A 20,405-nucleotide genomic window follows, 5' to 3' on the forward strand; every position below is an offset into this window, starting at 1 on the left:
GGCGAGCCCGGCCACCCACCCGGGGTCGGACTCGGGGTCGGCGGGTTCCGCGGTCTCGGCCGCTTCGGCGGCACGTGCGACCACCCGCGCGAGGTCCCCCCGCGCGCCGGCGACCTTCTCGTCCGCGATCTTGGACTGGTCGGCGAGCCATTGCTCGGCGTGCTCGAACCGGCTGACGTGGAACAGTCGCTTGAGCAGCCGTTCCCGCGTGTCATGGTCGGCCTGCAGGAAGTCGGCGAACCGTCCCTGCGGCAACATGATCACCTGAAAGAACTGTTCGGCGGTCATGCCCAGCAGCCGGCCGATCTCAAGGCCGACGTCGTCGTTGCGCTGGGCCATCACATCCCAGCCGGTTTCGGTCCGTCGTTCGAGCAGGGCGGTCGGGTTCACCCGGACGCTGCCCCCGCCGCCGCGTTTCGGCCGGTCCCAGGCAGCGGTGCGGGCGATCCGGTACCGGCGCCCGGACAGGCTGAACTCCAGGCGGACCCATGGCTCGGCCCCGGGGTCGGCGTGATGCGACCGCAGGTCCTTCGCACGGGCACGCAACCCCGGGACGGTGCCGTAGAGAGCGAAGCCGAGCGCGTCGAGCAGGGTGGTCTTCCCACCGCCGGTCTCGCCGCACAGCAGTACCAGGCCACCGGCCCCAAGGCGGTCGAAGTCCAGCTCGACCCGGCTGGGGAACGCGCCGAAGGCGGTGAGTTCCAGATGGTGGGGACGCATCAGGCCGCCTCCTCGGATCGTCGGGCGTCGTCCAGCGCCGCCTGGAGCAACGAGCGTTCCCCCTCGCTCGGTTCGGCCCGCACATGGGTGACGAACGCCTCGGCGACGGCCAGGTCGGAACGCCCCCGGATCCGCTGGCGGTAGGTGAGCCCATCGGTCGATTCGCTGGCTTCCGGCTCATGAATCAAGGTGAGCGCAAAGGGAAAACGGCGCTGCAGGGTGGTCATCGCGTCCATCGGGCGGATCGTGTCGGTGAGCACCACCGACACGAAGTCGCCGACATGCGCCTCGTGGACGGGAGCGGTCATGAGCTCCGCGAGCCGGCCTCGCAACCTCGCGAGGTTCCGGTACACCGGCACGGGGATCTCCTCCACCCAGCCCAGCCCGTTCGCGTCCAGCTCGACCAGCAGGGACGACTTGACGTCCGTCCTTTCCGAGAACGAGTAGGGCAGTGGCGAGCCGCTGTAGCGCAGGCAGTCCCGTAACGCCTGCGGGCGGTGCAGATGACCGAGCGCGGTGTAGGTGATCCCGTCGAACAGCCCCGCCGGGACGGCGGCCAGCCCACCGACGCTGATGTCCCGCTCGCTCTCGCTCGCCTGACCGCCGGTCACCCACGCGTGGGCGCAGACGACGCTGCGCCCACCGCGACGGACCCGATCGGCGTGTACCACGCGCATCGCCCGCCGCAGGACCGCCGGGTGGGTCAGCGAGGTTCCCTCCGCACGCACCTCGCCGCCCTCGTCCGTCCTGTCGATCTGATCTGCCTCGTCGGTCACGGCGGGCAGCGCGGCGACAACCGCCGCGGGTTCGAGGTAGGGGAGGGCATAGACGTGGACCGGCCCGTGGGCGTCCTCGACGGTCACGGGTTCGGTGATCTTGGCCACATCCGTGCGGATACGTACCCGAGGGTCGAGCAGACCGGCCTTGTCGCCGAGTCGTACGGGTGCGTCGTGGTTGCCACTGATCACCACGACGTGCGCGCCGGCGTCGCGCATCCGCGACAGCGCCTCGTCGAACAGCCGCATCGCCGTGACCGGTGGGATGGCCCGGTCGTGCACGTCTCCGCTTATGACCACGAGGTCGACCTGCTCCGCGCGGATGACCTCGACGAGATGGTCGACGAACGCGGCCTGGGCCGCGAACAGATCGAACCGGTGCAGGGCGCGACCGAGATGCCAGTCGGATGTGTGCAGCACGAGCATGCGATGCACGGTAGGGCGCCCCTCCGACAGGCCGGCACGCGGGTCCTGGGCACGGCCCCGTCCACGCCGCGGCGCGCCGGTAATCTCGTAGCGGCGTGGCGCGCTGGATGAGCGCCGGGTCAGGAGGAACTGGTCATGAACAGCCTTGCGGAGGATGTCCGCGCGACCGCGGTCCGGGCACGGCAGGCGGCGGCCGTGCTCGCCCCGTTGTCCCGGGCGGACAAGGATCGCGCTCTGCATGCGATGGCGGACGCGGTGCTCGCCCACGGGGAGACGATTCTCGAGGCAAACGTCGGGGATGTCGTCGGTGCCCGCGGCACGGGGACCAGCGAGGCGATAGTGGACCGGCTCGCGCTCACTGCGGACCGTCTCACCGCGATGGCGGACGGTCTGCGCCAGGTGGCTTCTCTGGACGACCCGGTCGGTGAGGTGGTACGCGGTCGGGTCCTTCCGAACGGTTTGGAACTGCGTCAGGTCAGGGTGCCGCTCGGTGTGGTCGGGATCATCTACGAGGCGCGCCCGAACGTCACCGTGGACGCGGCCGGTCTGTGTCTGAAAAGCGGTAACGCTGTCCTGCTGCGCGGCAGCGCGTCGGCGTTGCGTACCAATACGGCGCTGATCGCGGTGCTGCGGGAGGCGGCATCGGCGGCCGGGCTGCCCGCCGATGCGGTTGCGCTGGTACCCGGGGTCGATCACGAATCCGTCAAGGCGCTCATGCGTCTGCGCGGTATCGTCGATGTGCTGATCCCGCGGGGCGGGGCCGGGCTGATCCGTACGGTGGTGGAGGAGTCCACCGTTCCGGTGATCGAGACCGGAGTCGGCAACTGCCACGTCTATGTCGACGTCGACGCCGACCTCGATCAGGCGTTGGCGATCGTCCTCAACGCGAAGACCCAACGGGTATCGGTGTGCAACTCGGCGGAGACGCTGCTGGTGCACGCGGGGGTGGCCGAGATTTTCCTGCCCCGGGTGTTGGCCGCGCTGGGCGATGCCGGGGTGACGGTCCACGGCGACGACATGGTCCGTTCCCACGACCCGTCGGCGCGCCCGGCGACGGACGAGGACTGGGCCGCCGAGTACCTGTCGCTGGACATGGCGGTCCGCGTGGTGGACTCCCTGGACGACGCCGTCGCCCACATCCGGCGGTGGGGCAGCGGGCACACGGAGGCAATCGTCACCCGGTCGCTGGCCGCGTCCCGCCGGTTCATCGCGACCTGCGACAGTGCCGCGATCATGGTCAACGCATCGACCCGCTTTACCGACGGTGAACGATTCGGGTTCGGCGCGGAGATCGGTATATCCACGCAGAAGCTGCATGCCCGCGGGCCGATGGGGCTGGCCGAGCTGACCTCCGCCACCTGGGTGGGGGTCGGTGACGGCCATCTGGTGGTCTGACCTACCGCACCCACCTGGCCGGCGCGGGGCGGTGCAGGGGGACACCTCCAGACGTCCCAGGTTGCCCGGGTACGCTTCTCACCCAGCAAGGGACACCGCTGGACATCTCATTACTTGTCATGGTCAGAACCATGACGGGTTCAGACGCGCGTTGTTCGGGTACCGGGCGTCCGATTCGTGGGTGTCGTTGTGGCAGCGCCGAAGGGAACGTCGTGTCGACTCACCAGCCGGACCGCCCGCATAGGAGCGACGGCTTCACAGCGCCGGGGCCGTCCACACAGGCAGCCCCGGCGCCCGGCTTCGTCGACGGGTCCCGGGTCGGGGACCTGATCATATCGGGATGCGGCCTGGCGGGCATCGCCGCGGCCGTGGGGGTCTTCATGCCGTGGGCGGGTGCGACCCTCTCCGACCGCGGTGCCGATCTGCTGCCTGTCAGCAGGACCGGGTTGGAGCTGTCATGGAACGGCGCGGCCGTACTCGGGCTCGGCATCCTCTGCGTCGTCGTCAGCGTGCTGCTGCGCGAGGTACCGCGTGCGCGTCCGCTGTCGTTCGCGCTGCCCCCGGCCGGTCTCGCGATCGTTGTTCTCGCCGCGGTCAAAATCAATTCCGGGGATGCGATGGCTGCCAGACTTCTGCGGCTGCGTATCGGTACCTTCCAGACGGATCATCCAGTCGCCGGCGGGAACGTGGGTCTGGGCCTGTGGCTCAGCCTCGTGGCCGGTGTTGTCCTCGTTCTCGGCGGGATCGGATGCCAGCTGGCTGCACGTTTCCCACGGGCCTCCGGTGATACCGCTCCGTCCGGTGACGTTCCTTCATCCGATGACGTGGCCCGGTGACGCGGCCGACCGCCGATATCGGCGCGGCTTCGGGCGCCTGTGGCGGAGCAGCCGGAATCGGTGACCCCCAGCCTCCCTAGCCAGCCTGACACGATGTCCTTGGCAGATCGAGACCAGCGTGGGCTGATCCGGGAACGGGGGCCTGTGCGTCCGGCCGACGCTGGATGACTCAACTCGGCCTGTCGGATTACCGACGGCGAATCTGCTGAAGACCGACAACACTTGGCGGCGTTTCCCCCGTCCCTGCGGGGTGCGGGTCGCGCGACCGCATGCGACGCATGTCGTGGCGTGAACCAGAGCCCGGGGTGGCACGAGTCCTTGGAAGAGAATTGGCCTACGACTACACCTCCTTCTCGATGCTCGCGGGTCCACTTACCCTACCGTCTTCTGACGGAGAGTATCGTGTCTCCTACCGTAAGGTTATGGCGGGTCGAGAGCTGTGGATGGTGCTGCCGCTCCTGATCGCCACCGTCGGGCTATCGTCGCTGTTCTTCGTGTGGTTGATCCAGCCGGAGCACTTCCCCAAGGGCAAGTACCTGCCGACCCCGGTCCGCATCGGCAACGCCGTCATGTTCTGGATGATTGTTGTCTCCGAGGGCATCCGGCTACTCAGTTCGATCACCCTGTGCTGGGCCGCCTACATCATGCGGGACCCGGTTCCGGTCAGGCCTCCGGCGGGATTACGAATCGCCTTCACGACCACCATCGTCCCGTCGAAGGAACCGCTGGACGTCGTCCGGGACACCCTGATCGCGGCCCGGCAGATCCGCTATGGCACCCCGATCGACATCTGGCTGCTCGACGAAGGTGACGACCCGGCGGTCCGCGAGATGTGCGGGGAGATCGGAGTCCACCACTTCACCCGCAAGGGAATCGACAAGTGGAACGAGCCGAAAGGACGGTTCCGGGCGAAGACGAAGCACGGGAACCACAACTCCTGGCTCGATGCCCACGGTGCGAGCTACGACGTGGTGCTGTCCGTCGACCCCGACCACATCCCGCTGCCGAACTTCGCGTCCCGCATGCTCGGTTACTTTCGTGATCCCGAGGTCGCCTTCGTCGTCGGGCCGCAGGTCTACGGGAACTTCCGCGCTTTCCTCACCCGTGGTGCCGAAGCCCAGAACTACATGTTCCACTCGGTGATCCAGCGAGCAGCCAATCGCTTCGACTGTGGCATGTTCGTCGGGACGAACCATGCCTACCGCGTTTCGGCGTGGCAACAGATCGGTGGATTCCAGGACTCGATCACCGAGGATCTCGCCACGTCCTTCGCGGTTCACGGGGCCCGCCACCCCGACAGCGGCCGCCGGTGGAAGTCGGTGTACACGCCCGACGTCGTCGCGGTCGGCGAGGGGCCCGCGACCTGGACCGACTTCTTCAGCCAACAGCTGCGGTGGGCCCGTGGGGCCAACGAGGTCATGGTGACCGAGGCGGCGGGCCGGATGCGGAGGCTGTCCTGGGGACATCGCCTCCACTACTCGACACTGATGTTGCACTATCCGACCGTGGCCATCACCTGGCTGCTGGGAACGTTGCTCACCGTCTGCTATATGGCGCTGGGGTCGACCGGCGTCACGGTGCAGATCTCGTCCTGGATGGCGCTCTACATCGACGTGGCCGTGGCACGACTCCTGCTGTACATATGGCTGCGGCGGTTCAACATCAGCCCTCATGAGGAGAAGGGCACCGCCGGCATTTCTGGAATTTTCGTCTCGATGCTGTGCACCCCGTTCTACTCGACCGCGTTTGTGGGTGCACTGCTGCGGCGTCCGCTCGGCTTCGTGGTCACCCCCAAGGGGACGAATGCCAGCCCCGATCGGCTCCGGACCTTCCGCAAGCACATATTCTGGGCGGTGATCTCCGCGGCTTCGATCACTGTTGCGGCGACGTTCGGCCACGTGTATCCGGCCAACATGGTCTGGGCGGTGTTGTCGCTGCTCCTCTGCCTCACGCCCATCGTGATGTGGTCGGTTTCCACGATCATCGGTCCGCGTCCCGTGGGAACCCCGAACCCGTTGCCGCTGATGGTGCCCGAACTGTCGCTGGTGCCGACCGCCGCCGCGGTACCGACTGCCGCGATGGCGCACGCCCTGGCCGGAGGTTACGCAGAGGAGGTCACCCAGACACTCATCCGTCCGGCCGTCCTGTCGGCGTCCGCGCCCGGGGGTTACCGCGAGGAGGCCACCCAGACGATAATCTTGCCGGCCGCGCTGTCAGGCCTTGGGGCGGGGCGGTACACCGAGGAGGCGACCCAGAAGCTGGTACGGCCCGTGCTGGCCACCCCACAACCGAAGCCGAGGCCCGGCCTGCCGGCTCCGGCGGGGATGGCGGGGAAGCCGGGTCAGCAGGAAGGCCCGGGCGGTTCCACGGAGTCGATCACCGAGCAGGTGGGCCAGTCGGTTGTTACCGCCGATGGTCCAGCGCACGGAGGCTACGTGGAGGACGTCACGATGAAGCTCAAGCCACGGCGCCGTCGGGTGTCGCGCGATGGGCTGCTTGAGGAGCTGGCCTGATGACCTCACCGCAGCGCAGCAGGGTCCGCAAACGGCGGATGCTGCAGTTCGGTGTCATCCTTCTTGTGATCATCGTGGGAAACGGTCCGTTCATGACGTCATGGACCACTGCGCGGTACGAGGAGTGGCAGTCCCATCAGCCCGACTACATGCGCGAGCACGGTCGTTGGGACGTCGTCGCGGACAGCAGCACGCGCTCGATCCACGCGGCGATGTTGCGCACCGGCAAGGTCCTGCTCATGGCCGGGTCCGGTAACGACCAGGCCAACTTCGACGCCAAGAAGTTCTCGAGCGTCCTGTGGGACCCGATCGCGAACACGTTTGCGAGCGTCAACACGCCCTGGGACGTTTTCTGCGCGGGGCATGCTTTCCTTCCCAACGGTGACCTGCTGATATCCGGCGGCACCAAGAAGTACGAGGTGCTGCTGGCGGACTCGACCGACGGCAAGAAGCACGAGTTCGAGGGTCTGAAGGATTCCTACATCTTCAATCCGGTGACCGAGCGGTACGAGAAGACCGGTTTCATGAATCATGCAAGGTGGTATCCGACCCTGGTGACCCTGGCCAGCGGCCAGGTGGTCTCGGTGTCCGGTCTCGACGACAACGGTGACATCGACCAGGGCAACACCGAGTCGTTCGATCCGGTCACCCGGACCTGGGCCGAACATCCCGATCGCCACAAGGTCTTCCCCACGTATCCGTCCCTGCTGCTGGCCGCTGACGGCCGGCTGTTCTTCTCGGGAGCCAACGCGGGGTACGGCCCGGCGGAACTCGCCGACCGCCAGCCCGGCCTGTGGGACCTGACGAACAACAACTTCCAGCCGGTGAACGGACTGCCCAATCCGGAGGTCAACGAGACGGCCGGAACCGTCATGCTCGCTCCGGCGCAGGACCAGAAGGTGATGTTCATCGGCGGTGGTGGGGTCGGTGACACCCAGGTGTCGAGTGCCCGTACGGCAATCGTGGACCTCGCCGCGACCAATCCCGCCTACGTGCGCGGTCCGGACTTGTCGGTGGCCAAGAGGTACCCGGGCGCAGTCGTCCTGCCCGACGACACGGTGCTGGTCTCCGGCGGTTCCACTGCCTACCGGGCCAAGGACTCCCTGACCGCCGAGATCTACCACCCGGACACCAACAGCTTCACCCCGGCGGCCGCCCCGCATGTCGGCCGCGACTACCACTCCGAGTACCTGCTGCTCCCGGACGGGCGGGTCGCCGTGTTCGGCTCCAACCCGCTGAGCGACGACAACACGTTCGAGACCCGTGTCGAGGTCTACTCGCCGTCCTATCTCTACAAGGGAGAGCGCCCGAAGGTCACTTCCGTTCCGACCAAGATCACCCGCGGTACCACCATCACCGTGGCGTCATCCCAGCCCGCGGCGAAGGTGCGCCTGATCCGCCCGGGTGCCTACACCCATGTCACCGACACCGAGCAGCGTTCCGTGGCCCTGCCTATCGTTAACCAGACAGACGGCAGCATCACACTGAGCGTCCCCAAGAACCCCAACCTTCTTCCGCCAGACTGGTACATGCTCTTCGTGACCAACGGCGAAGGAGTTCCGTCGGTCGCCACCTGGGTTCATGTTGGATGAGGGGGACCGTATTGATCGCCGGGTTGGTCCGGTTCGTCGATGGTGCCCGGCGTCCGACCGGCCACCGTCCACGCTGGAACGTCCGAGGGTCCGCCACGGCGGTCACCGGCGTCGCGATGATCCTTGCTGCCTGTGGCGGAGTGACGACCACGCCGGTCGCGCAGACCGCGGCGGCTGCTGCCGCGCCGCTGCTGGCGGTCGGCCCCCAGTGCCCCGCAGGTAATCCCGGCGGCCGTGCCGCAGTGGCGGGAACCGGTCCGCGCGGCCCCGCGCCCCGCGGGCCGTTCCTCGTCGACTCGAACAGCCAGCCGGCCGCGTTCGCCCGGCAGAACGCGGCGAACCCAGCGAACGCGGCGAGTGCCAGGACGATCGCAGGCAAGCCGCTGGCCTTCCCGGTCGGGGACTGGGTGACCGACGTCCAGGCCGCGGTGGCGGCGCGTGCGACCGATGCCGAACGGGCCGGCGCCACCGCGGTGCTCATGGTCTACGCGATTCCGCACCGTGACGTCGCCGCCGGTTTCTCCGCCGGTGGGGAACCTGACGCGGCTTCCTACCGGGCCTTCACCAGGAAGGTGGCTGCGGGTATCGGAACCCGGCGTGCCGTCGTCATCCTGGAACCGGACTCGCTGGCCCAGATGGACAGCCTCCCTGCGGCCCAGCAGGACGAGCGGTACGGACTGCTCAACGATGCGGTCGGCGTCTACGGCGGGCTGGCCGGCACCAGCGTGTACCTGGACGGCGGGAACTGCGGCTGGACAGCGGCACCGGTCATCGCCGACCGCCTGAACCGGGCCGGCGTGGCGCGCACCCGCGGGTTCGCCGTCAACGTGTCGAACTTCTACTACACGCAGGACGAGGCGGCCCGCGCCGACGTGATCTCGGCTCTCACCGGTGGTGCCCATTACGTCGTCGACACGTCGCGCAACGGACGCGGCCCGGCCACCGGAGGCCTGAAGGACTCCTGGTGCAACCCGCCGGGCCGGGGGCTCGGCACCGCACCGACCACCGATACCCGTAACGCACGCGCGGACGCCTTCCTCTGGATCAAAACACCGGGTGCAAGCGACGGGGAGTGCGGCCGGAACAACCCGCCGGCCGGAACCTGGTGGTCGGCCCAGGCCGACGAGCTCGTCCGCAACGCCACGTCCTGATCGGCGGGACGCGGGCGGTCAGCGCGGGCGATCACAGCGCGGGCGGTCAGCCCTGGCCACCGCCCATGACCTCGGCCGCCCGCCGGGCCAGCTCCTCAGGCGGGATGTCCTCGATGTGCGTGGCAATGCTCCACCGGTGCCCGAACGGATCCTCGAACTGGCCGGACCGGTCACCGTAGAACTGGTTCGCGACCGGGTGCAGTCCCTTCGCGCCGGCCTTCACCGCGCGGTCGTACGTGGCGTCGACATCCTCCACGTACACGCTGATGACGACCGGTGTACCGCCGACCGATTTCGGGCCTACCGCGTCCATCTCGGGGAACTCGTCCGACAGCATGATCATTGAACTGCCGATCATGAGTTCGGCATGACCGATCCGGCCGCTGGGAGCGGCCATCCGCATCCGTTCCGTCGCGCCGAGAACCTGCGTGTAGAAGTCGATGGCGTCGGATGCCCCGTCCACGTGCAGGTATGGGCTGACTCTCGGGTAACCGGCGGGAATCGGCTCGACTGAGGTGGTCATCGCTGGTTCTCCTCGTCTGGCTGCAGGGGCCTCGCTCTGGCGTGGCCCTGGTCGCGTACTTTCCGCGCTGTACCGTTCCGTACCCATTGAGACCCGACAAGAACGTCGCCGCGCGGCCAGACCGCAACCTACCTGTATAACGCTGACGCCGTGCCGCGGTATGGACGGATGTCGGTGGGCGCGCTGTAGTCCTCCGGGTGCATGGGATGTTCCCAGATCGCCCATGGCCGCACGCCCGACCACCACGGCTCGTCCAGGCCGCTGTCGACGACCGTGACCGACCAGCCGGCAGCTTCGCCGTCAAGTACGCGGTGGCGCGGCACGCCCGGCAGCGCCGTCTACTCGTCGGCGCACTCCGCGGCGAGTTCCAGGACCCAGTTGCGCACAAACTCGCCACGGAAGCCCACACAGAGAACAAAATCCGTGTGGCCATGCGTCGCATACTATTTTATAAGATGCCAGAGGATCGGCTTCCCGCCTACCAGGCGCATTGGCTTCGGAGCGTCCGAAGCGCGTTTCGGTGTGAAATGCATTGCGCGGTGATAACCGGCGAAACGGCGCGGTACGCTGTTCACGTCCATTGCCGACGCGTCCATCGCCGACGTGTTGATGCGCAATGAACCAACAACGACAGTTGTGATTCAATAGCGGAACCTGTTCGGGAAAGTGGCTGCGGTCACACCCGTTGTCGCGTGGATGGAAGGTGTGTGGTGGGCGGGTGGTGGGGGTGCGTGTTGTGGCCGCCGCCTCTATCCGCTATCCCCCCAGAGGGGCTCCGCGCAACCGCTGCTATAGTCCACGAATAGACAGGGGTGGGGTAAGGAAAACGCTGCACTGATTACCCGTCCGGAGGTTGTGTGTCGACAGGGCCACACGGGATGTCCTCGCGTGGAGCCTCTCACCGCTCCCGGCATTCCCGCCACTCGTATCGCTCGGGGCCCGGTCGCCTTCGATGGGGCCTGGCCGTGATCACGGTCGTCGCTGTCATCGCGGGTTTCGGTCTACAGCGTGTGATGTTCTCCTCGTCTCCCGCGTCGGCGGAGGACGTCGTGCTGCCGGGTCCGGTCACCACCCAGGCCGCCGCGTTGCCGACCACGGTTGCCGCCGCGTTGGGCGTGCTGGCGCCGAAGAGCGTGGCTACCATGCCCGCGGATGGATCAATGCCCGCGGATGGATCCATACCCACGCAGAGACCCGTCCAGACCGCCGCGTCGTCGCCCACGGCGGCACCGCCGAAGGCGCCGGGGCCGGTGGCCGGGGGCGGTCCGTTCACCGGTGCCAAGCTTTACGTCGACCCCAACACCGCTGCTGGCGCGGCGGTCGCCCAGCTTCAGGGTAGTTCGCCCGCGACGGCCGCCGCATTGAGCAAGATCGCGAACACTTCGCACGCGGACTGGTTCGGTGACGGCACCGACATCCAGACCAGGGTTGCCGGCCGGGTCTCCGCGATCCGGACTGCGGGTGCGCTGCCGGTGCTTGTCGCCTATGCGATTCCGAACCGTGACTGCGGCGGCTATTCCGGGGGCGGAGCGGGCAGCCCGGACGCCTACCGTTCCTGGATCTCGGCCTTTGCCACGGGTATCGGCCATGGACCGGCCGCGGTCATCCTCGAGCCCGACGCCCTGTCCCAGTCCGACTGCCTGTCCGCGGCCGACCGCCAGACCCGCTACTCGCTGCTGGCGGGTGCGGTGGACGTTCTCGCCGGTATCGGCGTGACCGTGTACCTCGATGCCGGCAACGCCGGCTGGCACGGTGCGGCCGAGATGGCGACCATGCTGCGCGCGGCGGGTGTCGACCGCGCACGCGGTTTCGCGCTCAACGTCTCGAACTTCCACGACACGTCCGAAGAACGCGGCTACGGTGACGCGATCTCCGCGGCCCTGGGCGGAACGGTCCATTTCGTCATCGACACGAGCCGCAACGGACTCGGCCCGGCACCCGGGGATGTCTGGTGCAACCCCCCGGGCAGGGCGCTCGGGGCGCGACCGAGCGCGACCACCGGTGACCCGCTGGCTGACGCATATCTGTGGATCAAGATTCCCGGGGAGTCGGACGGTACCTGTAACGGGGGTCCCGGCGCCGGCCAGTGGTGGCTCGACTATGCAATCGGTCTGGCCACCCGGGCCACCGCCTGACCCGATGTGGGTATGGGTGAAGGACGCGCGTACGGGCGGGGGCTAGAAGGCCGCCGGATCCGTCCGTGCATTGTGGACGGATGAGGTCACGCGGATGGAAGCGCGGGATGCGGCGACGCCGGCTGCCTGTCCATATGTACACGGCCGTCGCAGGCGTCCTGATCGCCGTGCTGCTCGCCGGCTGCGGTGCGTCGGCCGGGGCCGGCCGCCGAGCCGGCGGACCGGTGAACCTGGATGATGTCGCGGGTGCGGCCGGGATCCGGGGGGTGGGGCTGGAGCATCCGGTGGACAAGCCGGACATCCGGCTGACCGACACCGGGGGGCGTCCCTACGATTTCAGGCAGGCCACCGCCGGGCGGCTCACCCTGCTGTTCTTCGGCTACTCCCACTGTCCGGACATCTGCCCGACGACCATGGCGGACATCGCCGCCGCGCTTGGTGCACTGCCCGGCGCGGACCGCTCCAAGGTCTCCGTGGTGTTCGTGACTTCTGATCCCGACCGGGACACCGGCGCCGTCCTGCATACGTGGCTCGCCCAGTTCGACCCGTCGTTCGTCGGGCTGACCGGTTCGTTCGACGTGATCGCGGGGTACGCCGGCCAGCTCGGCATCGAGTTAGAGCCACCGCGGCGACAGGCGGACGGTTCGGTGACCGTCACCCACGGCACGCAGGTGACCGCCTTCAGCCCGGATGGAACCGCGCACGTCGTGTACCTCGCGGGGACGAAGGTCGCCGACTATGCCCATGACATCCCGTTGCTGATCGCGGGGCAGACATAGGCCAAAGGCCGCGCCATCATGGTTTTTGTGCGCGGCCGGAGGCCTGGGGATGGTACAGGCCAAAGGCCGGCACATACGGGGACGGCGGACGTAAGGCCCGGGCTCAGGTCGAGGCGTAGTACGCGGCCAGACTGGAGAAGTCGTCGTTTCCGTGTCTGGCGTCGGCCGCCTCCCCGGCCAGGGCGAGGGTGGTCGTGGCCATCGGCAGTGGCCGGTGCGCCGACCCCGTGGCGACCCGAAGATCTTTGATCATGCCGTCCAGGGTGAACGCGGCGGGTTGGAACTTGTCGTCCGCGAGCATTGTGCGTTTGTAGTTCACGATGAATCCCAGTGCGCCGCCGGAGAACTCGTCGAGGAGCAGGTCACGGTCGATCCCGAGATCTGATCCGAGTCGCAACGCCTCGCCCAGGGCCGCGGTCGACAACGCCAGCCCCAGGTTCACGACTGTCTTCAACGCCGTGGCGGTACCGATGTCGCCGACGCGTCGCGTTGTTCCGAACAGGGACAGCAGCCCTTCGGCGGCGGCTGCGTCCTGTTCGCTGGCCCCGACCAGTATCCGCAGCGTGCCTTCATGTGCCGGACCGACCGTACCGACCACGGGTGCCTCCACGTAGCGCAGTCCTGCCTTGGCTGTCATCTGCCCGAGTTCCTGTCCGGTGGAGGAGGCGACCGAGGTCATGTTGATCACTAGGGCGTGCGCGGGAGCGTTCGCGACCACCTTGTCGATCACCTGGCGGGCGGAGGCATCGTCGAAGAGCATCAGCACGACGGCGTCGGCGTCCGCCACCGCTGCCCGCACGGACGGCGCCTCGTGCGCCCCGGCCGCCACCAGCTCGCCCGCCTGACCTCGCGTCCGGTTCCAGACAGTCAGTCGATGGCCGCCGCCGGAGATATGGCGGGCCATCTCACGGCCCATCCGTCCAAGCCCGAGAAACGTGACGTTCATGGCTTTGCCTCCCCTGCATGTTCGCCGCCATGCGACCGTGTGGAATGCCCTTGCTGGCCCTACCCGGGCGTGGGGCGATCCAGACGGCCCGGCCAGAGGTGCGACGGGCAAACATACGCCGTGGTGGGGTACGGCGAGTGGTTTCTCCGGTCCCGCGAGGGAGGGCGTGTGATGGGTGATAACAGCGGATTGGACGGGGTGGGTCCGGACGGCGTCGAGGTTGCGCGGGAGGTCCGCGGACTGTCGAAGGCCGATACCGTTCAGGTGCTCAGCGACGAGGCGCTCGCCTTTGTCGCCGGACTGCAACGCGGCTTCGGACGCCGCCGCGACGAACTGCTCGACCGGCGCCGGGCGCGTCAGCGGGCCATCGCAGCCGGGGCGAGCCTCGATTTCCCGGCCGGGACCGTGGACGTGCGGCGCGGTGACTGGACGGTTGCGCCGCCCGCTCCGGGCCTCGCCGACCGCAGGTGCGAGATCACCGGGCCGACGGACGCGAAAATGGTCATCAACGCGTTGAACAGCGGCGCGCGGGTGTTCATGGCGGACTTCGAGGATGCCAACGTTCCGACCTGGTCGAACATGATCGCCGGACAGCGTAACCTGACCGCGGCCATCGCTCGGACGCTCACCTTCACCGGCCCCGACGGCCGCGGCTACGTGCTCGGGGAGCGGCTCGCAACCCTTGTCGTACGCCCGCGTGGCTGGCACCTGCCGGAACGCCACGTCCTGGTCGACGGGCAGCCGGTAAGCGGTGCCCTGTTCGACTTCGGCCTGTATGCGTTCCGCAACGCCCATGCTCTTGTCGCAGCCGGAGCAGGGCCGTACTTCTATCTTCCGAAGATCGAAAGTCACCTTGAGGCGCGGCTGTGGAACGACGTGTTCACCGCGACCGAGGACGCGCTCGGCCTCTCCCATGGGACGATCCGGGCAACGGTGCTCATCGAGACGCTGCCGGCGGCCTTCGAAATGGCGGAGATCCTCTACGAGCTGCGGGAGCACTCCGCCGGCCTGAATGCCGGCCGGTGGGACTACATGTTCTCCACGATCAAGACCTACCGCTCCCGCGGTGCCGACTTCCTGCTGCCCGACCGTGCGACGGTCACCATGACTGTGCCGTTCCTGCGCGCCTACACCGAACTGCTGGTGGCGACCTGTCACCGTCGCGGCGCTCATGCCATCGGCGGGATGGCCGCGTTCATCCCGAGCCGCCGTGACCCGCAGGTCAACACCCGTGCCCTGGCGAAGGTCCGGGAGGACAAGGAACGTGAGTCCCGTGACGGGTTCGACGGGAGTTGGGTCGCCCACCCCGACCTGGTACCGGTGTGCACCGAGGTCTTCGACGCCGCGCTGGGGGAGCATCCGAACCAGCTCGACCGGCAGCGTGATGACGTCACGGTGAGCGCACGCCAGCTGCTCGCGATCCGTGACACCCCAGGTTCGATCACCGAGGCGGGTCTGCGCAGCAACATCAGCGTGGCGATCCGTTACCTGGAGAGCTGGCTGCGGGGGACGGGCGCGGTCGGTATCGACAACCTGATGGAGGACGCGGCCACCGCCGAGATCTCGCGCTCCCAGATCTGGCAGTGGATCGCAGCCCGGGCCCGCCTCGACGACGGCCGGGTGGTGACCGCGGAGCTCGTCCGGGCGGTGCAGGCGCAGGAGCTGGATGCGATCCGGGCAGCGGTCGGTGCGCAGGTGTTCGACGGTGGCCGGTTCAAGGATGCCGCCGTCCTCTTCGAGCAGGTGGCGCTGGCCGAGGAGTTTGTCGATTTCCTGACCCTGCCCGCGTATGACCTTGTGGAGTGACTGCTGTCGCATGACTGCTGTGGAGTGATGTGGCCCCGAGAAGCCCATCACTGGCACTATGAAAACGGGTCTCAGGTCACACACGAGAGGTGTATATGCCGCTGCAGGAGCATGCCTTCGCGGATGTGGCAGATGTTCACAGCCGGCTACAGGCTGCCGGCTACCTCGCGGACCACGCGATCGCGACGACCGTCTTCCTCGCCGACCGGCTCCGCAAGCCGCTGCTCGTCGAAGGACCGGCCGGTGTGGGCAAGACGGAGCTGGCCAAGGCTCTCGCATCCGCGGCCGGCGCCGAACTGATCCGCCTGCAGTGTTACGAGGGCCTGGACGAGGCCAGAGCACTGTACGAGTGGAACTACAAGAAGCAGCTGCTGCGTATCCAGGCCGGTCGAAACGACGAGGCGTGGGATGAGACCCATGACGACATCTTCAGCGACGAGTTCCTGCTTTCCCGTCCGCTGTTGACCGCGATCCGCCGGGACGCCCCTACCGTGCTGCTGATCGACGAGACGGACAAGGCCGATGTCGAGGTCGAGGGGTTGCTCCTGGAGGTGCTCTCGGACTTCCAGGTGACGATCCCCGAACTCGGCACCCTTGTCGCCACCCGCCGTCCGTTCGTGGTGCTGACCAGTAATGCGACCAGGGAGCTGTCCGAGGCGCTCAAACGCCGCTGCCTCTACCTGTACCTGGACTACCCTTCGTCGGCGCGGGAGAAGGAGATTGTTCTTGCCCGCGTCCCGGAACTGCCCGAACAGTTGGCCGAGGCCATCGTCCGCACCATCCGGGCGCTGCGGGCGATGGAGCTGAAGAAGGCACCGTCGATCGCGGAGACGATCGACTGGGCCCAGACCGTGCTGGCGCTGGGCATCGACACTCTCGACGAGGCGGCGGTCTCCTCCACGCTGGGTGTTGTTCTCAAGCACGCCAGTGACCAGGCGCGGGCAAGCGGCCAGCTCAAGCTCGGCCCGAACTGATCCGATGGGATGTCCGAGATGAGCCTGCTGGATCGCACGGTCGCGTTCACCGCGGCGCTGCGTAGGGCCGGCGTGCCGGTGAGTAGCGCCGAGACCGTGGACGCGTCCCGTGCGACCGGAGCGGTCGGGCTACTCGACCGCGAGGCGCTGCATGCCGCGTTCGCGGCGACGATGTGCAAGCGTCCGGCCCACCGGGCGACCTTCGACATGCTGTTCGACCTCTATTTCCCGCCGCGGATCGGTGACGGGCTGTCCGTCGAAGGCTTTGGCGTCGGGGACGGGGAGCCCGGAGCGGACGCCGACCCGCACCAGCCGGGCGGTGACTACGGCGACCTGGACGCGCAGACGCTACGCCAGGTGATGCGTGGTGACCTGCTACAGGCCCTCCTCGACGGGGATGACGAGGTGCTGCGCCGCCTCGCCAGGGACGCGGTGAGCACTCTCGGGGCGACACCGGGCGGCCCGGGCGAGCGGTCCTGGTTCATGTACCGGGTCATGCGAGCGCTGTCACCGGACACCCTGGTCGCCGATCTGCTGGCCGCGATGCTCGGCGACCAGGAGACCGGTGGCCTGGCCGATCGGGTCGCCCGCCAGACGATCACTGAGCGGATCCGGTCGTTCGAGGAGATGGTCGCCTCCGAGGTCCGCCGCAGGCTCGCCGAGGAACGCGGGGTGGACGCGGTGGCGAGGACAGCGGTGAAGCCCCTGGCCGACCAGGTCGAGTTCCTCCGGGCATCCCAGCGGGACCTCGTCGAACTGCGGCGGCAGGTCTACCCGCTTGCTCGCAGGCTCGCGACCAGGCTCACCGCCCGCCGCAGGCTGGGCCGCTCCGGCCGGCTCGACTTCCGCCGTACGGTGCGGGCCTCCCTCGCCACCGGGGGGGTGCCGCTGGAGACCCACCACCGGCCGCACAAGCCGCACAAACCCGAACTCGTCGTCCTGTGTGACGTCTCCGGTTCGGTGGCCTCGTTCGCGCACTTCACGCTGCTGCTCACACATGCCCTGCGGGAGCAGTTCTCCCGGGTCCGGGCGTTCGCGTTCATCGACACCACCGACGAGGTCACCCGGTTCCTGCGTGGCGGCGACCTCGGCGACATGATGGCGCGTATCGCCACCGAAGCCGATCTGACATGGTTCGACGGACACAGCGACTACGGGCATGCCTTCGACGTGTTCGCGACGAAATACCCGGACGCGATCGGCCCGAAAACGTCCCTGCTCGTGCTGGGGGACGCCCGTAACAACTACCGGGCGACCGCCGCGCCGGTGTTCCGCAAGCTGTGCGCGCAGGCCCGGCACGCCTACTGGTTGAACCCGGAGCCGCGCACCTACTGGGGTTCGGGAGACTCGGCCACCCGCGCCTACGCCGACCTGGTCGACGAGATGGTCGAATGCCGTAACGTCGAGCAGTTGCAGGCGTTCATCGAGCGCATCCTCCCGTCGTAGGCTACCAGTGGTACCTGTCTCGGTGCTCTTCGTAGGTGGGTGTTCAATGATGCTTGATTCTGGTCTGCTCCCTCGTCCCTGGAGCCATGGTGCCCGCTGGCAACAAGCTGATGACACCACTCGAGTGGCAGTTGGTCGCTTCTGAACGCAGTCGGGACGCAGGCGTCCTGCATGAGGCGGAGCGGCCGTTGGCCGCCGCCTACATGGCCTGGTATGCCGTCGAGTGCCTGGCGAAAGCGCTCATCGCCGCTCAGGGAGCCAAGCCGCCGACCGCTGGGGGAGAAGGCCATAACCTGGCGTTTCTGCTCGACCGTGCCGGACTTCATCCTTCCGACTTCAGTGTCAATCTCCGCACGCACTACGAACAGCGCAGCGTGGGTATGCGATACCAACATGAAGGTACAGATGATCATCGTGAGCAGTTCAAGGCCGCGGTCACCTTGGCGGGACGTTTGACGACGCGGCTCCGGCGGGTACTCCGGCGACAGGCGAAACTATGATCCCCGCAGTTGGCCACGCAGCCGGACAGCGTCGAGCAAATGACCAGGAGGTTGCGGTGTTGACCGACTCCGACCTGCGGAGCAGGCTGACCGAGGCGCTGGAGCGGGCCGGTGTCGCAGACGCGGATGTCCGCATCAAAGCTGATCCGTTCGGCGGGTGGCGGGTGTTGGTCGTGAGTTCCGGACTCGCCGGGTTTTCAGATAACGAGCGTCGAAAGCTCATACCCGTAGATCTTGATGCTCACATCTCTCTCGCGGTCTTGTGGACCCCCGAGGAGGAGACGGACGACGCGCTCGTTCTTGATCGTGTCCTGGACGCGATTCCACTATGGCCGGAGTCGCTGGCGCGTGGAGCAACCACGGAGCCGGTTGAGGTGCGCTTCCCGGATGATGTGGAGGACGGGCTGGATCCCCCTGTCGTCGTGACCTTCTACTCCCTTCGGGGCGGAGTTGGAAGATCTACGGCGTTGGCCTACGTCGCCCGGATACTCGCACGGGGGCACCGGGTGTTGTGCGTGGACATGGATCTGGAAGCGCCCGGTCTGGCCGCGCTCTTCGACGTCGAAGACGTTCTTGTCGATGGACGGGGAGTGGTTCCGTTGCTCGTCCAGATAGACCTCGGTGCGGATCCGGATATCATCGAACATCTGGTAAAGGTCGATCGGGACGCGGAACTTTATCTCCTCCCCGCGGGCCTTCCCACGTCGAACTACGCGCGTCAGCTCGCTCAGATTGATCCGGCTGCGTACTATCGGGAGGATTTTAATCCCCTTAGGGAGCTCATGAATCGGGTGCGTGCCCTACCGCTTTCTTTCGACGTCATCCTGCTGGACTCGCGAACCGGTATAAGCCCGCTTGCCGCTCCGCTCCTGTTCGACCTGGCAGATCTTGCTGTTGTTGCCTTCTTCCCGCATCCGCAGTCGTTGCGGGGAACCAGCGCCCTTGTGCGCGCTTTGTTGAACGCCACCACTAAAAGAAGTGCTGGTCACGATCGACTTACCCCGGCACCATCATTTTTGGTCTCGCCTATTCCGGTCGGTGACCAAGAATCAGTGGAACGTTATGAAGACCGCGCGCTGGACCATATCAGCTCCTGGATGGGAGATTTCTTCCTACCCGGTGGGGCGCACGCTTTCGATGGCGCCAGAATAGCTGACATCACTAATTTCGTCGCCTACAACGAGGCTGTTGCGACGAGTGACTCCGTTGCCGACTCCAGGGATCTAGCGCGACCGTACGAGCCGATTGCGGAATGGATCTCCGGGTATCTCCCGAGTAGCGGACCTCCTCTCCCCGCATCCGCGGAGGACGCTCGATATTCCAGCGGAATTTCTTCCTCCGGTGTCAGAGTGGATTCGGAACCAGAGTCGGAGAAGGATACTGCGCTGCGTGAGCTCTCCTTTTCCATTGTCGTTGCCGAGCAACAGAACGCCGAGGAACTGAGTAACTTTTTTCTCCGTACAAACGCCACCGACCGAGCTCTCTCCCCTGAGATTCCTCTGGTCATCGGACGTAAGGGAACCGGTAAGACGACGATCTTCCGAAGGCTGTCCGCCGCTGGCACCTCTAATGTCACGGTTGTCGCGCCGAGTGGTCTAAGGGCTTCCTGGCTACCCGGCGCCGACGAGTTCGCTCTCCTTGACTCCGTTCGTAAGGAGCTGGAGTTCGAATGGCGAACCGTCTGGCAAAATCTAGTTGCCGTCTCCGTGGCAAAAAATATTCCAGGTGCCCGGGTTCCTGACTGGCTGCCGCCGCTGGGTCTGCTGCGGTCCAGTTCACTACAAACCGGATCGGTTCTTGTCGAGGACCTCCGCAGTCTTCTTGTCACACCTGACATCGGTCCGCGCAGCTGGGAATGGGTTCGGATGTCGGACACGGTTGCTCCTG

General features: G+C 67.2%; 16 protein-coding genes. 12 read left to right on the forward strand and 4 right to left on the reverse strand.

Annotated features, from left to right (window positions below; translation table 11 throughout):
- The coding region (locus NBW77_RS18550; protein ID WP_250280069.1) for an AAA family ATPase at positions 1-720 on the reverse strand (720 nt) is incomplete at its 3' end.
- Complete coding sequence (locus tag NBW77_RS18555) at positions 720-1,922, reverse strand: exonuclease SbcCD subunit D (protein WP_250280074.1); 1,203 nt, start codon at positions 1,920-1,922, stop codon at positions 720-722. The genes NBW77_RS18555 and NBW77_RS18550, both read right to left, overlap by 1 nt.
- 135 nt (positions 1,923-2,057) lie before the next feature.
- Here NBW77_RS18555 and NBW77_RS18560 point away from each other — a divergent pair, with 135 nt between their 5' ends.
- The 5 genes from NBW77_RS18560 to NBW77_RS18580 all read left to right on the forward strand — a co-directional run bounded on the left by NBW77_RS18560 (position 2,058) and on the right by NBW77_RS18580 (position 9,409).
- Positions 2,058-3,317, forward strand: a complete 1,260-nt coding sequence (locus NBW77_RS18560; protein ID WP_131746130.1) for a glutamate-5-semialdehyde dehydrogenase — start codon at positions 2,058-2,060, stop codon at positions 3,315-3,317.
- Positions 3,318-3,529: 212 nt separating this feature from the next.
- Positions 3,530-4,153, forward strand: coding sequence for a hypothetical protein (locus NBW77_RS18565; protein WP_131746131.1), 624 nt, complete (start codon positions 3,530-3,532; stop codon positions 4,151-4,153).
- A 443-nt stretch (positions 4,154-4,596) separates the two neighbouring features.
- On the forward strand, positions 4,597-6,666 hold the full coding sequence (locus NBW77_RS18570; protein ID WP_242605709.1) for a glycosyltransferase family 2 protein: 2,070 nt from the start codon (positions 4,597-4,599) through the stop codon (positions 6,664-6,666).
- Complete coding sequence (locus NBW77_RS18575; protein WP_242605710.1) at positions 6,666-8,258, forward strand: galactose oxidase early set domain-containing protein; 1,593 nt, start codon at positions 6,666-6,668, stop codon at positions 8,256-8,258. The genes NBW77_RS18570 and NBW77_RS18575 overlap by 1 nt, the downstream gene beginning before the upstream one ends.
- Positions 8,255-9,409 (forward strand): glycoside hydrolase family 6 protein, encoded by a 1,155-nt coding sequence (locus NBW77_RS18580; RefSeq protein ID WP_250280070.1) that lies wholly within the window; start codon positions 8,255-8,257, stop codon positions 9,407-9,409. The genes NBW77_RS18575 and NBW77_RS18580 overlap by 4 nt, the downstream gene beginning before the upstream one ends.
- Before the next feature lie 46 nt (positions 9,410-9,455).
- On the opposite strand, the gene NBW77_RS18585 is transcribed toward NBW77_RS18580, so the two are convergent.
- The gene (locus tag NBW77_RS18585) at positions 9,456-9,932 is read right to left on the reverse strand and encodes a VOC family protein (protein ID WP_131746132.1); all 477 of its coding nucleotides are present in this window, start codon (positions 9,930-9,932) and stop codon (positions 9,456-9,458) included.
- A 965-nt stretch (positions 9,933-10,897) separates the two neighbouring features.
- Between NBW77_RS18585 and NBW77_RS18590 the strand changes: the two genes are divergently transcribed.
- On the forward strand, positions 10,898-12,067 hold the full coding sequence (locus NBW77_RS18590) for a glycoside hydrolase family 6 protein (protein WP_250280071.1): 1,170 nt from the start codon (positions 10,898-10,900) through the stop codon (positions 12,065-12,067).
- Positions 12,068-12,174: 107 nt separating this feature from the next.
- The gene (locus NBW77_RS18595) at positions 12,175-12,846 is read left to right on the forward strand and encodes an SCO family protein (RefSeq protein ID WP_250280072.1); all 672 of its coding nucleotides are present in this window, start codon (positions 12,175-12,177) and stop codon (positions 12,844-12,846) included.
- Between the two features lie 103 nt (positions 12,847-12,949).
- Here NBW77_RS18595 and NBW77_RS18600 read toward each other — a convergent pair whose 3' ends face one another.
- Complete coding sequence (locus NBW77_RS18600; protein ID WP_131746135.1) at positions 12,950-13,792, reverse strand: NAD(P)-dependent oxidoreductase; 843 nt, start codon at positions 13,790-13,792, stop codon at positions 12,950-12,952.
- A 171-nt stretch (positions 13,793-13,963) separates the two neighbouring features.
- Here NBW77_RS18600 and aceB point away from each other — a divergent pair, with 171 nt between their 5' ends.
- The 5 genes from aceB to NBW77_RS18625 all read left to right on the forward strand — a co-directional run.
- Positions 13,964-15,598 (forward strand): malate synthase A, encoded by a 1,635-nt coding sequence (gene aceB, locus NBW77_RS18605; protein ID WP_131746136.1) that lies wholly within the window; start codon positions 13,964-13,966, stop codon positions 15,596-15,598.
- A 95-nt stretch (positions 15,599-15,693) separates the two neighbouring features.
- On the forward strand, positions 15,694-16,572 hold the full coding sequence (locus tag NBW77_RS18610; RefSeq protein ID WP_131746137.1) for an AAA family ATPase: 879 nt from the start codon (positions 15,694-15,696) through the stop codon (positions 16,570-16,572).
- Between the two features lie 18 nt (positions 16,573-16,590).
- Entirely contained in the window at positions 16,591-18,018 is a 1,428-nt protein-coding gene (locus NBW77_RS18615) for a vWA domain-containing protein (protein WP_131746138.1), read from the forward strand.
- A gap of 110 nt (positions 18,019-18,128) precedes the next feature.
- Positions 18,129-18,518, forward strand: coding sequence for a HEPN domain-containing protein (locus NBW77_RS18620; protein WP_165485962.1), 390 nt, complete (start codon positions 18,129-18,131; stop codon positions 18,516-18,518).
- A 56-nt stretch (positions 18,519-18,574) separates the two neighbouring features.
- The coding region (locus NBW77_RS18625) for a ParA family protein (protein WP_250280073.1) at positions 18,575-20,405 on the forward strand (1,831 nt) is incomplete at its 3' end.

The organism is Frankia sp. Cppng1_Ct_nod (assembly GCF_920656135.1).
Lineage (GTDB): Bacteria > Actinomycetota > Actinomycetes > Frankiales > Frankiaceae > Protofrankia > Protofrankia meridionalis.

Coding starts and splice junctions, on each gene's coding strand:
- NBW77_RS18555 (WP_250280074.1), bottom strand. CDS start 1,922: ATGCTCGTGCTGCACACATCCGACTGGCATCTCGGTCGCGCCCTGCAC.
- NBW77_RS18560 (WP_131746130.1), top strand. CDS start 2,058: ATGAACAGCCTTGCGGAGGATGTCCGCGCGACCGCGGTCCGGGCACGG.
- NBW77_RS18570 (WP_242605709.1), top strand. CDS start 4,597: ATGGTGCTGCCGCTCCTGATCGCCACCGTCGGGCTATCGTCGCTGTTC.
- NBW77_RS18575 (WP_242605710.1), top strand. CDS start 6,666: ATGACCTCACCGCAGCGCAGCAGGGTCCGCAAACGGCGGATGCTGCAG.
- NBW77_RS18580 (WP_250280070.1), top strand. CDS start 8,255: ATGAGGGGGACCGTATTGATCGCCGGGTTGGTCCGGTTCGTCGATGGT.
- NBW77_RS18585 (WP_131746132.1), bottom strand. CDS start 9,932: ATGACCACCTCAGTCGAGCCGATTCCCGCCGGTTACCCGAGAGTCAGC.
- NBW77_RS18595 (WP_250280072.1), top strand. CDS start 12,175: ATGCGGCGACGCCGGCTGCCTGTCCATATGTACACGGCCGTCGCAGGC.
- NBW77_RS18600 (WP_131746135.1), bottom strand. CDS start 13,792: ATGAACGTCACGTTTCTCGGGCTTGGACGGATGGGCCGTGAGATGGCC.
- aceB (WP_131746136.1), top strand. CDS start 13,964: ATGGGTGATAACAGCGGATTGGACGGGGTGGGTCCGGACGGCGTCGAG.
- NBW77_RS18610 (WP_131746137.1), top strand. CDS start 15,694: ATGCCGCTGCAGGAGCATGCCTTCGCGGATGTGGCAGATGTTCACAGC.
- NBW77_RS18615 (WP_131746138.1), top strand. CDS start 16,591: ATGAGCCTGCTGGATCGCACGGTCGCGTTCACCGCGGCGCTGCGTAGG.
- NBW77_RS18620 (WP_165485962.1), top strand. CDS start 18,129: ATGACACCACTCGAGTGGCAGTTGGTCGCTTCTGAACGCAGTCGGGAC.